The organism is Streptomyces sp. NPDC002574, from assembly GCF_042889545.1.
GTDB lineage: Bacteria > Actinomycetota > Actinomycetes > Streptomycetales > Streptomycetaceae > Actinacidiphila.
In genome coordinates, this window is sequence record NZ_JBIARB010000010.1 from 234,999 (window position 1) to 247,309 (window position 12,311).

Sequence of the window (12,311 nt, forward strand, 5' to 3'; positions counted from 1 at the left end):
GTCAATACCCGCGGCGCACCTCACCGCCCCACCGCCGCGGTCGCGCATATGCGCCGAGCATCTGCGCCCGCACGCGTATTCGCCCCGTCACTTGGGTACCGACTTCATCAAGTGTTCGGCGACTTAGCGCACTGCTCCCACTACACACCGATAGGCTCACCGCGATGGGACTGGGCGGGAGTTCCGGGAGGCAACGGGTGTCGAGTGTCATAGCGGTCACGACGGACGACCTCGCGCTCCCCCTGGAGGAGCACGTGAGCCGCACCGTCGCCGCTCTGGAGGCCCACGGCCACCTCGTCCTCCTCGTGCCCCCCGACCCCGCCGACCCGGTGCGCCGCCGGACGCACACCGTGCGGGCCGCCCTGGAGGCGGACCGGGTGGCGATCGTGCCCGTCGACCTGCCGCCGCTGGCCACCGTGCTGCTCGCCGAGCAGTTGCGGCAGCTCGCCGCGACCGACCTCGGGCCGGGGGTGCTGGCGGGGGCCGCCCGCCTGCTGTCGCACTACCTCTACTCCGGCGCCCTGCTGGGCTCCGTCGCCAAGCTCGACCGCGTGGAGGTCCCCGTCGGCGCGCACCTGAAATCGCTGGTGCCGGGCCGCCACTTCGCCGTCCTCGCCCACCCCGAGCCGCACCTCGTCGAGGCCGACCCCTCCGCGGTGCCCGCCGGCCCCGCCTTCCTCACCCAGCTCGCGCTCGCCCAGGGCCACGGCGTCGACCCCGGCTGGGTCACCGGCCCGCTCGCCCGCGCCTGGCGCGCCCAGCACGTGCGCGAGGTGCCGCTGCCCACGGACTCCGCGCGCTGGTGGGGGACCGGCAAGCTGGTCGAGTTCACCGCGTACATCTCCGACGTCGGCGTGCTCTACCAACTGGTCACCTCCGTGCGCCGGGACAGCTGCGGCTGGTGCGGCCTCGCGGTCATCGGCGACCGCTGCCTGTTCTGCTCGGCCGCGGTGGACGGACTCCAGCGCATCCGGCCGCCCGAGCGGCCGCGTCAGGTCGTGCACGCGCAACGGCGCCCGCACACCCTGGCGTCCCGCACCGCACCCTCCCTCCCGTCCCCTCCCCCCGAAGGCTCTCCCCACCAGCACTCGGCACTTGAGCGATAGGGCCCCACCTCTATGAACTCACGTCAGCGTCGCGGCGTCGTCCTTCTCGTGGTCTCCGCGCTCTGCGCGCTCGCCGCGTTCGCGGGAGTCGTCACCGTCATCGGCGACGCGCGCTCCCAGGTCGGACCCAAGGTGACCGCGTACCGGCTGGCCAAGGACGTCCCCGCGTACGAGTCCATCGGCCGCGGCCAGTTGGAGGCGGTCCGCATACCCAAGCGCTGGCTGCCCGCCACGGCCGTCCGCGACGTCGGACAGCTCAACGGCAAGATCGCCGCCGTACCGCTGGAGCGCGGATCGCTGCTGCAGACCGACATGGTCGCCGAACGGCCCGCCCTGCAGGCCGGGCAGATGGAGATCGCGATCATGATCGACGCGGAGACCGGCGTCGCCGGCAAGATCACACCGGGGGCCCGGGTCAACATCTTCGCGACCTTCGCGCCCCGCAAGGACACCGACCCCGAGGTCTCGAAGATCATCGTGGCGAACGCCCGGGTCATCGACGTCGGCCAGATCAGGGCGTTCGACACCGGCAGCGACAGTCAGCGGGCCGGCGGCAAGGGCGTCCCCATCACCTTCGCCCTCGGCGCCGAGGACGCCCAGCGGGTCGCCTTCGCCGAGTCCTTCGCGCGGCACGTGCGCCTCGCCCTGGTCGCCCCCGGCGACGACACCGCGCCCTCGGCGCGGGACCGCACCTACACCCTCGCCCGCGACGGGGCCGCCTCGTGAACGGCGTCCGCATCCTGTCCGGCACCCCGGACCCCGACACCGCCCGCGCCCTCACCGGACTGCTCCACCAGCTGCCCGGCGCCGAACCCGGTCCCGCGCTCCCGGACTCGACCACGCTGCTCGACGTCCTCGCGCGGGCCGCCGACACCGGGATCGACGAACTGCCCGAGGCCGTCGTCGTCCACGACCGGATCAGCCCGATGCCCGCCCTGGAGGTCATCCGGGAGATCGCGCTGCGCTTCCCGGCCGTCGGCGTCGTCCTGCTCACCGCCGACCCCAGCCCCGCCGTCCTGTCCGGCGCCATGGACGCCGGGGCGCGCGGCGTCGTCGCCCTGCCCCTGTCGTACGACGAACTCGGCGCCCGCATCGAGGCGGCCGCCGGCTGGGCCGCGGGCGTGCGGCGCCATCTCAGCCCGCAGCAGGCCGCGCTGCCCGCCGTGCCCGGCGGAACCATGGTCGCGGTCGCCGGGGCGAAGGGCGGGGTCGGCACCACCGTGATCGCCGTGCAGCTGGCCCTGGCCGCGCAGGCAGCGGGCAAGTCCACCGCGCTGGTCGACCTCGACCTCCAGGGCGGCGACATCGCCTCCTACCTCGACGTCCAGTTCCGCCGCTCGGTCGCCGACCTCGCCGACATCCCCGACGTGACCAGCCGGGTGCTCCAGGACGCCATGTACGTCCATGAGTCCGGGCCCGCGCTGCTGCTCGCCCCCGGCGACGGCGAGCGCGGCGAGGAGGTCACCGACCGCTCGGCGCGGCACGTCCTGCACGCGCTGCGGCAGCGCTACGAGGTCGTCGTCGTGGACTGCGGCACCCAGATGACCGGTGCCAACGCGGTCGCCGTCGAGACGGCCGACACCGCGCTGCTCGTGACCACCCCGGACGTCGTCGCGGTGCGCGCCGCCAAGCGCATGGTGCGTATGTGGGACCGGCTGCAGATCCGCAAGCCGCAGGACGTCCTCGTCACGGTCAACCGGCACACCCGCGGCAGCGAGATCCAGCCCTCGCTGGTCGCCCGCATCACCGGGACCAGGGTCTCCACCGCCGTGGTTCCGGCGGCGTTCAGGGAACTGCAGGCCGTCGTCGACGCCGGACGGCTGCAGGACCTCGACAACCGCTCCACCGTCAAGCAGGGCGTGTGGGCCCTCGCCGCCGAGGTGGGCCTGTCCGCGGCCGGCGGCGCCCTCGTCCCGCGGCGGGGCCGGCGCACGCGCGGTGACCAGGGCCAGGTCGTGCTGGAGACGCTCGGCATGACCCCGTTGATCCTCGTCGTGCTGATCCTGGTCTGGCAGGCCGTGCTCGCCGGCTACACCTTCACCCTCGCCGGGCACGCCGCCGACCAGGCCGCCCGTGCCGCCGCGGTCGGCAAGGACGCGCGCGCGGCGGCGGTCGACGACCTGCCGGGCGCCTGGGACCAGGTCACCGTGGACTCCGGCAGGGCCGACGGCATGGTGGACGTGACCGTGGGGCTGAGGGTGCCGGTGCTCTTCCCCGGCGCCGTCGACTTCCCGCTCTGGGTGCACGGCCACGCCTCGGCGGTCGACGAGGAGGTGGACGCCCCGTGAGCGGCCGCACCCGGCGGCGGGACCGGGGCAGCGCCTCGCTGGAGTTCCTGGGGATGCTGCCGATCCTGCTGCTCATCGCCCTGGCCGGTGTCCAGTTGGGCCTCGCGGCCTACACCGCCGCCCAGGCCGGCACCGCCGCCCGCGCCGCCGCCCGCATGGAGGCCCGCCACGACCACCCCCTCAGCGGCTCGGCGGCCGGCACCCAGGCCGTCAGCTCCTGGCTGCGGGACGGCACGGACGTGACCACCGACGACGGCGGCGACGCCACGCACGCCACGGCCACCATCGAGATCCCCTCGGTGATCCCGGGCCTGAGCCCCGGCTCCGTCACCCGCAGCGCCACCATGCCCAGGGAGGACGACGACGGGGACCCCGGGGACTCCGGAGACCTGGGGGACTTCGGGGAAGGAGCGGACGGATGAGCCTGCGCGACCGCATCGCGGCCAACGACGACACCGCACCGCAGACGCAGGAGGGCCACCTCGTGGCCGTCTACCGCGCCAAGCTGCTCCAGGAGATCGACCTCGCCGAGATGTCGGCGCTCGCCGCCGCCGAGCGCCGCGTGCGCCTGGAGCGCGTACTGGGCCACATCATCAGCCGCGAGGGCCCCGTGCTGTCCACGAAGGAGCGCACGGGCATCATCCGCCGGGTCGTCGACGAGGCCCTCGGCCTCGGCATCCTCGAACCGCTGCTGGAGGACGCGTCGATCACCGAGATCATGGTCAACGGCCCGGACCGGATCTACATCGAACGCGGCGGCCGGGTCGAGGCCGTCGCCGCCCGGTTCAGCAGCGCCGAGCAACTGCTGCAGACCATCGAGCGGATCGTGTCCACCGTCAACCGCCGCGTGGACGAGTCGAACCCGATGGTCGACGCGCGTCTGCCGTCCGGCGAGCGCGTCAACGTCATCATCCCGCCGCTCTCGCTGACCGGCCCGATCCTGACCATCCGCCGCTTCCCCCGCGCCTACACCCTGCACGAACTGATCGGCCTCGGCACGCTCGACGAGCACATGCTGATGCTGCTCTCCGCGCTGGTGCGGGCGAAGTTCAACATCATCGTCAGCGGCGGCACCGGCTCGGGCAAGACCACCCTGCTCAACTCCCTGTCGGGCCTGATCCCCGACGGCGAGCGCATCATCACCGTCGAGGACGCGGCGGAACTCCAGCTCCAGCAGGAGCACGTCGTCCGCCTGGAGAGCCGGCCGCCCAACGTCGAGGGCCACGGCCGGATCACCATCCGCGACCTGGTGCGCAACTCGCTGCGCATGCGGCCGGACCGGGTCATCGTCGGTGAGGTGCGCGGCGGCGAGACCCTGGACATGCTCCAGGCGATGTCGACCGGCCACGACGGCTCGCTGGCCACCGTGCACGCCAACTCGGCCGAGGACGCGGTGCTGCGGCTCCAGACGCTGGCCTCGATGTCCGAGGTGAAGATCCCCTTCGAGGCCCTGCGGGACCAGATCAACAGCGCGGTGGACGTGATCGTCCAGCTCCGCCGCGAGGTGGACGGCACCCGCAGGATCGCCGAGATCGCGCTGCTCTCCTCCCGCGGCCGGGACGTCTTCCGGCTCACCAGCGCCACCCGCTTCCGCGCCGAGCCGATGGGCGCCGACCGGATCGTACGGGGCTGGTTCCAGCACCAGCCGGTGCCCCGGGAGATGGCCGAACGGCTTTACCTGGCGGGGGAGTCGGTCCCCGCGGCGTTCGGGGTCGGGGAGACCGAGCTGGAGCTGTCGACCAGGGAGGCGAAGTGAGTTCCGCGACGATGGCCCTGTCCGTACTGGGGGTGACCGGGCTCGCCCTGGTGATCGGTGTGTGGGGGCTGCACGCCTGGGCCGGCGGCCGCGCCGACCGGGCCGCCCTCGTCGACCGGCTGGCCGAGGTCCCGGCCGGCCGGCGCAGCGCGGTCGCCTTCTCCGGACTGGACCGCCGCGTGCGCACCACCCGGTGGGGCGGGCGGCTCGCGGCCCGGCTCGCCGCGACCGGCACCAATCTGACCCCGGGCCAGTTCACCGCCGCCGCGGTGGGCGTGGTCGGCGGGGCGTGGCTGGTGGCCGACGTGGTGCTGGCCCCCTTCTTCGGCCCGATCGCCGCGCTGCTCGCGGCCTGGGCGGTCAGCTCCTTCCTCGGCTGGCGGCGGCGGGTGCGCACCGAGCGCTTCATCGCCCAGCTGCCCGACCTCGCCCGCGTCCTGGCCAACGCCACCCAGGCGGGGCTGGCCCTGCGCACGGCCGTCTCCATGGCCGCCGACGAACTCGACGCGCCGGCCGGAGAGGAACTGCGCAAGGTGGCCGACGCGATGGCGCTCGGCCACTCCATCGAGGACGCCCTGGAGGAACTGCGCGAACGCCTCCCGAGCCGGGAACTGGTGGTCCTGGTGTCGACCCTCGTCCTGTCCTCGCGGGCCGGCGGCTCGGTCGTGGAGTCGCTGCGGAACCTCACGGTGACCCTGGAGGAGCGCAAGGAGACCCGGCGTGAGATCCGCACCCAGATGTCGCAGGTCACCGTCACCGCGTACGCGGTGCCGTTCATCGGCATCGGCTCCCTGCTGCTCCTGGACCGGATCATGCCGGGCTCGCTCGGCGCGATGACCGGCTCGGGGGCCGGGCGGATCGCCGTCGTCATCGCCCTCGGCCTGTACGTCGTCGGATTCGCCCTCATCCGCCGCATGTCGCGGATCGACGTCTGAGGAGGGTGGGACACCGGTGATCTCCCTCGCCCTGGCCGCCGTCGCCGGGCTGGCCGTCCTCGGCCTCTGCTACGGCATCGGCCTCTACCGCTCCGAGGTCAAGCTGCCCAGCGACCTCCAACTCGCCCTGGAGGTCGGCCGGACCCGCACCACGCGGGTCGGCAACGCCGTGGACCGCCTCGGCATGCGCTGGGCGCCGCTCGTGCTGCGCCTGATGGGTCCCACCCGCGTCAGCCGCGTCCGCGCCCGCATCGACCACGCGGGCCACCCCTACGGCCTGACCGTCGACCGCTACGCCGCCCGCCGCGCGGTCTACGGCGCCCTGGGCGCGCTGGCCGCCCTCGTCCTCCTCCAGGCAGGCCACTGGTTCGCCGCGCTGCTCATGGTCGCGTACGGCCTCGGCTGGACCGACCTCGGCATCTGGCTCGCCGTCCGCAAACGCCGCGACGAGATCGAGCGCACCCTCCCGGACTTCCTCGACGTCCTCGCGGTCGTGGTCAGCGCGGGACTCGGCTTCCGCCAGGCGCTCGAACGCGTCGCCTCCGTCTACAAGGGGCCCTGGAGCGACGAGATCCGCATCGCCCTGCGCCAGATGGACGTCGGCGTCAGCCGCCGCGACGCCTTCGACCAGTTGCGCAGGCGCAACAGCAGCGAGCAGGTCGGACAGTTCGTCTCCGCGCTCCAGCAGGGCGAGGAACTGGGCGCGCCCATCGCCCGCACGCTGCTCCAGATCGCCACGGACATGCGGCGCACCGAGGCCCAGAACGCCCGCCGCCGCGCGGCCCGCACGGTGCCGCGCGCGACGGGCGTCATCACGACACTGCTCGTCCCCGCGACGATGATCCTCCTCATGACCGGGACGATCCTCGGCTCCCGGATCAACTTCGGCGATCTGCTGGGGTGAGGGGGACATGAGCGAATGGCCGGGGGCCGTGGTGGGTATGGACCGAAGCCCGCCTTATCGGGTGCGGAAGTCCGCGGTTGCGGTGTACCTTTGCAGTCGCAACCACATTTGCACCTGCAATCGAGCACGGATCGCAGCGGGTTGGCCCGAGGGGAGGCGGCGCACCGTGAACCTCGCCGCCGCCCTGTCCCGCCGCGACAGCCAGAGCCCGGCCGACGCAAGGGGCGCGGCCGGCGTACGACACGTGACTACGGTTTGGGGCACGGAACATGAGCAGGTGGGTTGTGAATCGACTGACGGCGCTGCGAACGCGTATCCGCGCCGGTGGCGACGCGGGGCAGACGTCCTTCGAGTACCTGGGGATCGCGGTCGTGATCGCGGTGATCATCGGGGTGCTCGCCGGAACGACGAGCATTGGCCAAGCCGTGCTCGATGGCATTCTCGCGAAGATCGGGGACATCGTCGGCGCGGGCTGAGTGGACGAGCCGGCGGCGACCAGGGGCAGACAGTCGGCCTCTACATCGTGGCGGTCGCAGCCCTGTTCTTCCTCGCTTTCGCCTTCTTCGCCGTCGGGCAGGCGTCGTCCGTGCGCAACAGCGCGCAGACGGCGGCTGATGCGGCGGCGCTGGCGGCCGCGCGCGAGACACGCGACGGCATTCGCGACGACTTCTTGGACGCACTCAACGCAGGCGACCTCGACAAACTGACCGACCTGCTTGCCGGGAACGGCATGGACGGCACGGGTGCGTGCGGCGCGGCGGGCACCTTCGCTGCCGAGAACCGCGCGGTCATCGACACCTGTGACCTCGTCAGCGGCCCGAGCGGCGCGAAGGTCTCCCTCCACACGGAGGGGACTGTGGGCAAGTCGGTCGTGCACGGCACCGAGAACATGCACGCGCGTGCGACCGCCACCGGCGTGGTCGAGGCCCGGTGCGCGGTGGACGAAAAGGACGGCGACACGGTGAAGTTCACCTGCGACGAGGGAGACCTCAGCGTGGACCCCACAGCCGACGACTTCGATCTGAACCTGGCGGAGTTCTACTCCGTCCATCTCAGCGAGTGAGGAACGGGGGACCGATGCGATTCCGGCAGCGGGTAAGGGGCCGCAGGGGCATGGCCGCACTGGCGGTCATGGGCTTGGCCCTTGTCCTGACGAGTTGCGGAGGCGGTGGCGGCGAGGAGAAGCCCGAGGGCAAGGCGCCCTCGACGTCAGGTGCCGCACCAAGCAGTCCGGGCATGGACGGCTCGTCGCCGTCTGCGGAGCCCACACAGATCCTGGCCCAGATGAAGGGCGAGAAGGACATCACCGTCACCCTGAACGAGGCCGTACGGGACTCCGGGGGATTCGTCACCGTCAAGGGGTCGCTCACCAACAACGGCACCTCGGCCTTCAGCGCGACCTACTGGATGGGGCAGGAGACCGCAGTTCAGCGGTCCGGGCCGTCCGTCGCAGGAGCGGTACTGGTCGACGAGGCGGGCAAGAAGCGCTACTACGTGCTGCGCGACACCGAGGGCAAGTGCCTGTGCACCATGGGCTTGACCCTGATCAAGCCGGGCGAGACCCGGCCGATCTTCGCCCAGTTCCCGGCCCCGCCGGCCGCCACCACCGAGGTGGAGTTCCAGCTGCCGACGATGCCCCCGGCCAAGATCACACTGTCGGAGGGGTGAGTCATGCCCCGTCCCCGACCCGTGGCCGCGGCCGCGTTGGGCCTCGCGCTGACGCTCGTGACGCCGGCGGCGCACGCGGACGACGCCCCGACGGCGCAGCCGACCCCGTCCGCGCCGACGGCGATCGACGCGAACGACCCCGACCTGGAACTCCCGGAGGGCGCGAAGCTGGCGCCGCCGAAGGTGCTGGACATCGTGTCGGTGACGGACGGGTCCTCGTCCGAGGACGCCTCCGCCGACGACGGTGAGGAGCGGCACGAGGAGTCCAACTCCTCGGTGACGTATGCCCTCCAGGCCGACGTGCTGTTCCCGAGGGACAGCGCGAAGCTCAACCCCGCCGCGGCGGCGCGGATCAGGGCGATCGCGTCCGACATCGATGCCAAGAACGTGACGCAGCCGATCCGGGTCTTCGGTTTCACGGACAACCTCGGCTCCTACGAACACGGTCAGGTGCTCTCCAAGAAGCGCGCCGACGCGGTCTACAAGATCCTCTCCGGTCAGTTGGCCTCGCTCGGCAACGACAGCCACGCCTTCCAGGTCCGCGGCTACAGCGAGGACTACCCGATCGCCGACAACTCCACCGAGGCGGGCCGCAAGCAGAACCGGCGCGTGGAGATCACGTTCCGCCCCTCCTAGGGCGGGGCGGGGTGCCGGGTCAACGGCGCGACTCACCCGCGTGGGGTACGCGGAACCCATGGGCCGTTAAATTCGCCGGGCGCCCGGCCCGTGACGCGGAGTGACGAAATGGGCACGCCATCGGTATGTTTTGGGGAGAAGGACACCGCTTATGGGGCCAAAAGGGTGAATCGGATTCCGGCTGAGGTCCTTTCTGAAGGGAACCTTCACATCTCCCTCATGACCTTGGTCCTGCACTGCGGCGGATACGCGGTACCTTGGAAACCCCCCCCTCGGGCCGGTCCGCTCTCCCCCCTGCGGACCGGCCCGTCTCCTTTTCCGGATCGGGCGGGAGATTCCGAACACGCACCGTGATCACAGGGTGCCTCACGGTACCGCCGGACCTCGCCGTGCGCGCCGGTCACCGGGTCCCGTGGATACGACGTGCCGTCCGCGACGGGGTGCGGGCCGAGGGCCGCTGCGTGCGGGCCTACACCATCGTCAGCGGTACGACCGACGGACTGCCGCACACGCGGCGGCGGTTCGTCTTCGGGTTCACGACCGCGGAGGGGCGCGAGGTGCGCTTCGAGGACCCGGACGTGCCGTCGACGACGATCGAGGGCGACCACCTCCAGGTGGCGTACGTGCGCGAGCGCCCCGAGCACGCGGTGGCGCTGTACCCGGGCTACCGCGTCCCGTACGGACGACTCCTGCTGCTGGGGATCCTGGCGGTCTTCGTCGTGGCCGGCCTTGCCCTGGTGCTGGGCGGATTCGCCTTCTCCGCCACGGCCGACGCGTTCATGGGCGGGTCCTTCTGACGGGCTCCGCGGGGTCCGCGGGCTCCACGCCGACCGTCACCCCGCGCACCAGCCCCCAGCCGGCCATGGCGCCCGCCTGCGCCTCCAGCACGTGCCGGGCCCGCAGCCGCGGCCGGCCGATCCGGCCCGGGGCCATGGTGCGCACGGCCAGCACGCGCAACCGCCGGTCGAGGTAGGCGACGTCGATGGCGAACCGCATGCCGAGGGTGTGGACGCTCGCGGCGGGCGTCAGCAGCAGGGCGCCGGTGACGCCGTCGCGCCCGAGCAGACCGCGGGTGCGGGCCCGGTAGGAGGCGGCGACCTCCAGCGGCACCGCGCCACCGGGCAGGCGCAGTTGTGCGGCGCCGTCGCGCAGGCGGATGCGCAATGCGGTCGTCCCCCTCCGGGTCACGGGCCCGTGTACGGTCGCCCGGTGCATGTCTATCCGATCGCCGTGGCGGCCGTCTGGGGAACGGCCGCGGGGCTCGTCCTGCCGCGCGCGGCCCACCGCCTGGCGGTCGGCCCGGAGGAGGCGTGGCGGATCGGGGGCCCCGAGGGGGAGCCGTACCCGGCGGGGGTGCCGGGCTGGCTGGGTCCGGTGCGGAGCACGCAATGGGCGGCCGGCCGCTGGTACGCCCTGCTGACGGCGGCGTTGTGCGCGGCGCTGGCGGGCCGGCTGGGGGCGCGGCCCGAGCTCGCGGTCTGGCTGCTGCTCGTACCGCTCGCGGTGCTGCTCGCCCGGGTCGACCTGGCCGTGCTGAGGCTGCCGGACGTACTGACGCTGCCCGCCGCGGCGGGGACGGCGGCGCTGCTCGGGGCCGCCGCGCTGGCTCCCGGCCACGCCGGGTCGTGGCCGCGCGCCCTGCTCGGGGGACTGGCGCTCGGGCTGCTCTATCTCGTCCTGCACCTGGTCAACCCGGGCGGCATGGGCTTCGGGGACGTCAAACTCGCCCCCACCGCGGGGCTGGTGCTCGGCTGGTACGGCTGGGACACGCTGCTGGCCGGGACCTTCACGGCCTTCCTGCTGGGCGCCGTGACCGGGCTGGCGCTGCTGGCGGCCCGTCGCGCGGAGCGTGGGACACCGCTGCCCTTCGGGCCGTTCATGCTGGCCGGCGCCCTGGCCGGGGTGCTGCTGCTCCCCTGACCAGGACGCCGGGACGGTGCGGGTCGCGGGTTACGCCTCGCTGCTGCGCGACCAGAGGTTGACGCCCGACTCCAGGGCGAGTGTGTCGATCCGCGCGAGCTCGTCATCGGTGAGGGCCGGGGCGCCCACCGCACCCACGTTGGCCTCCAGCTGGGCGACGCTGCTCGCGCCGATCAGCGCCGAGGTGATCCGCGGGTCGCGCAGCACCCAGCTGAGCGCGAGCTGCGCCAGCGACTGGCCGCGACCGGCGGCGATCTCGTTCAGACCGCGCAGCCGCCGGACGACCTCGTCGGTGATCAGCGTCGGGTCCAGCGACTTGCCCTGGGCGGCGCGCGAGCCCTCCGGGATGCCGTTCAGGTACTTGTCCGTCAGCAGGCCCTGGGCCAGCGGGACGAAGGGGATGCAGCCCATGCCCTCGTCGTCCAGGACGTCCAGCAGGCCCTCGTCCTCGACCCAGCGGTTGATCATGGAGTAGGAGGGCTGGTGGATCAGCGCCGGCACGCCCATCTCGCGCAGCAGCCGGGCCGCCTCGCGGGTGCGTTGCGGGCCGTACGAGGAGATGCCCACGTAGAGCGCCTTGCCCTGCCGGACGGCGGACGCGAGGGCGCCCATCGTCTCCTCCAGCGGGGTCTCGGGGTCGTAGCGGTGCGAGTAGAAGATGTCGACGTGGTCCAGGCCCATGCGGCCGAGCGACTGGTCGAGGGAGGCCAGCAGGTACTTGCGGCTGCCCCACTCGCCGTACGGGCCCGGCCACATGTCGTATCCGGCCTTGGTCGAGATCACCAGCTCGTCGCGGTAGGGACGGAAGTCCTGCGCGAAGATCGTGCCGAAGTTGGACTCGGCGGAGCCGTAGGGCGGGCCGTAGTTGTTGGCGAGGTCGAAGTGCGTGACGCCGAGGTCGAACGCGCGGCGCAGGATGGCGCGCTGCGAGTCGAGGGTGCGGTCGTCGCCGAAGTTGTGCCAGAGGCCGAGCGAGATCGCCGGGAGCTTCAGGCCGCTGCGGCCGGACCGGCGGTACTCCATGGCGTCGTAGCGCTCGTCGGCGGCGCGGTAGAGAGTGCGAATGTCCACGGGAGTCGTCCTATCACGAGGGCCCCC

15 protein-coding genes are annotated in these 12,311 nt (G+C 72.7%); 13 read left to right on the forward strand and 2 right to left on the reverse strand.

The window, feature by feature from the left end; all coding sequences use genetic code 11:
• Nucleotides 1–197: 197 nt before the first annotated feature.
• The 12 genes from ACFYXS_RS25715 to ACFYXS_RS25770 all read left to right on the forward strand — a co-directional run bounded on the left by ACFYXS_RS25715 (nt 198) and on the right by ACFYXS_RS25770 (nt 10,090).
• Nucleotides 198–1,106 (forward strand): hypothetical protein, encoded by a 909-nt coding sequence (locus ACFYXS_RS25715; RefSeq protein WP_389252113.1) that lies wholly within the window; start codon nt 198–200, stop codon nt 1,104–1,106.
• 12 nt (nt 1,107–1,118) lie between these two features.
• Nucleotides 1,119–1,832, forward strand: a complete 714-nt coding sequence (cpaB, locus tag ACFYXS_RS25720) for a Flp pilus assembly protein CpaB (protein WP_389252115.1) — start codon at nt 1,119–1,121, stop codon at nt 1,830–1,832.
• Complete coding sequence (locus tag ACFYXS_RS25725; protein ID WP_389252117.1) at nt 1,829–3,394, forward strand: CpaE family protein; 1,566 nt, start codon at nt 1,829–1,831, stop codon at nt 3,392–3,394. Before cpaB ends, ACFYXS_RS25725 begins: the two co-directional genes overlap by 4 nt.
• Complete coding sequence (locus tag ACFYXS_RS25730; protein ID WP_389252119.1) at nt 3,391–3,816, forward strand: TadE/TadG family type IV pilus assembly protein; 426 nt, start codon at nt 3,391–3,393, stop codon at nt 3,814–3,816. Before ACFYXS_RS25725 ends, ACFYXS_RS25730 begins: the two co-directional genes overlap by 4 nt.
• Nucleotides 3,813–5,150 (forward strand): CpaF family protein, encoded by a 1,338-nt coding sequence (locus ACFYXS_RS25735; RefSeq protein ID WP_389252121.1) that lies wholly within the window; start codon nt 3,813–3,815, stop codon nt 5,148–5,150. The genes ACFYXS_RS25730 and ACFYXS_RS25735 overlap by 4 nt, the downstream gene beginning before the upstream one ends.
• Before the next feature lie 11 nt (nt 5,151–5,161).
• On the forward strand, nt 5,162–6,085 hold the full coding sequence (locus tag ACFYXS_RS25740) for a type II secretion system F family protein (protein ID WP_389252295.1): 924 nt from the start codon (nt 5,162–5,164) through the stop codon (nt 6,083–6,085).
• Between the two features lie 19 nt (nt 6,086–6,104).
• Complete coding sequence (locus ACFYXS_RS25745; protein WP_389252297.1) at nt 6,105–6,989, forward strand: DUF5936 domain-containing protein; 885 nt, start codon at nt 6,105–6,107, stop codon at nt 6,987–6,989.
• Nucleotides 6,990–7,273: 284 nt separating this feature from the next.
• On the forward strand, nt 7,274–7,465 hold the full coding sequence (locus ACFYXS_RS25750; protein ID WP_389252299.1) for a hypothetical protein: 192 nt from the start codon (nt 7,274–7,276) through the stop codon (nt 7,463–7,465).
• Nucleotides 7,462–8,052: a pilus assembly protein TadG-related protein gene (locus ACFYXS_RS25755; RefSeq protein WP_389252301.1), complete on the forward strand. Its 591-nt coding sequence runs from the start codon at nt 7,462–7,464 to the stop codon at nt 8,050–8,052. Before ACFYXS_RS25750 ends, ACFYXS_RS25755 begins: the two co-directional genes overlap by 4 nt.
• 50 nt (nt 8,053–8,102) lie before the next feature.
• Nucleotides 8,103–8,657 (forward strand): hypothetical protein, encoded by a 555-nt coding sequence (locus ACFYXS_RS25760; RefSeq protein WP_389252123.1) that lies wholly within the window; start codon nt 8,103–8,105, stop codon nt 8,655–8,657.
• A gap of 3 nt (nt 8,658–8,660) precedes the next feature.
• Complete coding sequence (locus tag ACFYXS_RS25765) at nt 8,661–9,293, forward strand: OmpA family protein (RefSeq protein WP_389252125.1); 633 nt, start codon at nt 8,661–8,663, stop codon at nt 9,291–9,293.
• Nucleotides 9,294–9,643: 350 nt separating this feature from the next.
• On the forward strand, nt 9,644–10,090 hold the full coding sequence (locus ACFYXS_RS25770; protein ID WP_389252127.1) for a DUF3592 domain-containing protein: 447 nt from the start codon (nt 9,644–9,646) through the stop codon (nt 10,088–10,090).
• Here the strand turns inward: ACFYXS_RS25770 and ACFYXS_RS25775 are convergent.
• Nucleotides 10,071–10,508 carry a DUF192 domain-containing protein gene (locus ACFYXS_RS25775; RefSeq protein ID WP_389252129.1) on the reverse strand — a complete coding sequence of 146 codons (438 nt, stop codon included), beginning with the start codon at nt 10,506–10,508 and terminating at the stop codon, nt 10,071–10,073. The genes ACFYXS_RS25770 and ACFYXS_RS25775 overlap by 20 nt on opposite strands.
• On the opposite strand from ACFYXS_RS25775, the gene ACFYXS_RS25780 reads away from it, so the two are divergent.
• Nucleotides 10,503–11,213, forward strand: coding sequence for a prepilin peptidase (locus tag ACFYXS_RS25780; RefSeq protein WP_389252131.1), 711 nt, complete (start codon nt 10,503–10,505; stop codon nt 11,211–11,213). The genes ACFYXS_RS25775 and ACFYXS_RS25780 overlap by 6 nt on opposite strands.
• Nucleotides 11,214–11,243: 30 nt before the next feature.
• On the opposite strand, the gene mgrA is transcribed toward ACFYXS_RS25780, so the two are convergent.
• Nucleotides 11,244–12,284, reverse strand: coding sequence for an L-glyceraldehyde 3-phosphate reductase (gene mgrA, locus ACFYXS_RS25785; RefSeq protein ID WP_389252133.1), 1,041 nt, complete (start codon nt 12,282–12,284; stop codon nt 11,244–11,246).
• Between the last annotated feature and the right edge of the window lie 27 nt (nt 12,285–12,311).

Excerpts from the sequence above, each read along its gene's own strand:
- ACFYXS_RS25735 (WP_389252121.1), top strand. The coding sequence starts at position 3,813 with ATGAGCCTGCGCGACCGCATCGCGGCCAACGACGACACCGCACCGCAG.
- ACFYXS_RS25760 (WP_389252123.1), top strand. The coding sequence starts at position 8,103 with ATGGCCGCACTGGCGGTCATGGGCTTGGCCCTTGTCCTGACGAGTTGC.
- ACFYXS_RS25740 (WP_389252295.1), top strand. The coding sequence starts at position 5,162 with ATGGCCCTGTCCGTACTGGGGGTGACCGGGCTCGCCCTGGTGATCGGT.
- cpaB (WP_389252115.1), top strand. The coding sequence starts at position 1,119 with ATGAACTCACGTCAGCGTCGCGGCGTCGTCCTTCTCGTGGTCTCCGCG.
- ACFYXS_RS25765 (WP_389252125.1), top strand. The coding sequence starts at position 8,661 with ATGCCCCGTCCCCGACCCGTGGCCGCGGCCGCGTTGGGCCTCGCGCTG.
- ACFYXS_RS25775 (WP_389252129.1), bottom strand. The coding sequence starts at position 10,508 with ATGCACCGGGCGACCGTACACGGGCCCGTGACCCGGAGGGGGACGACC.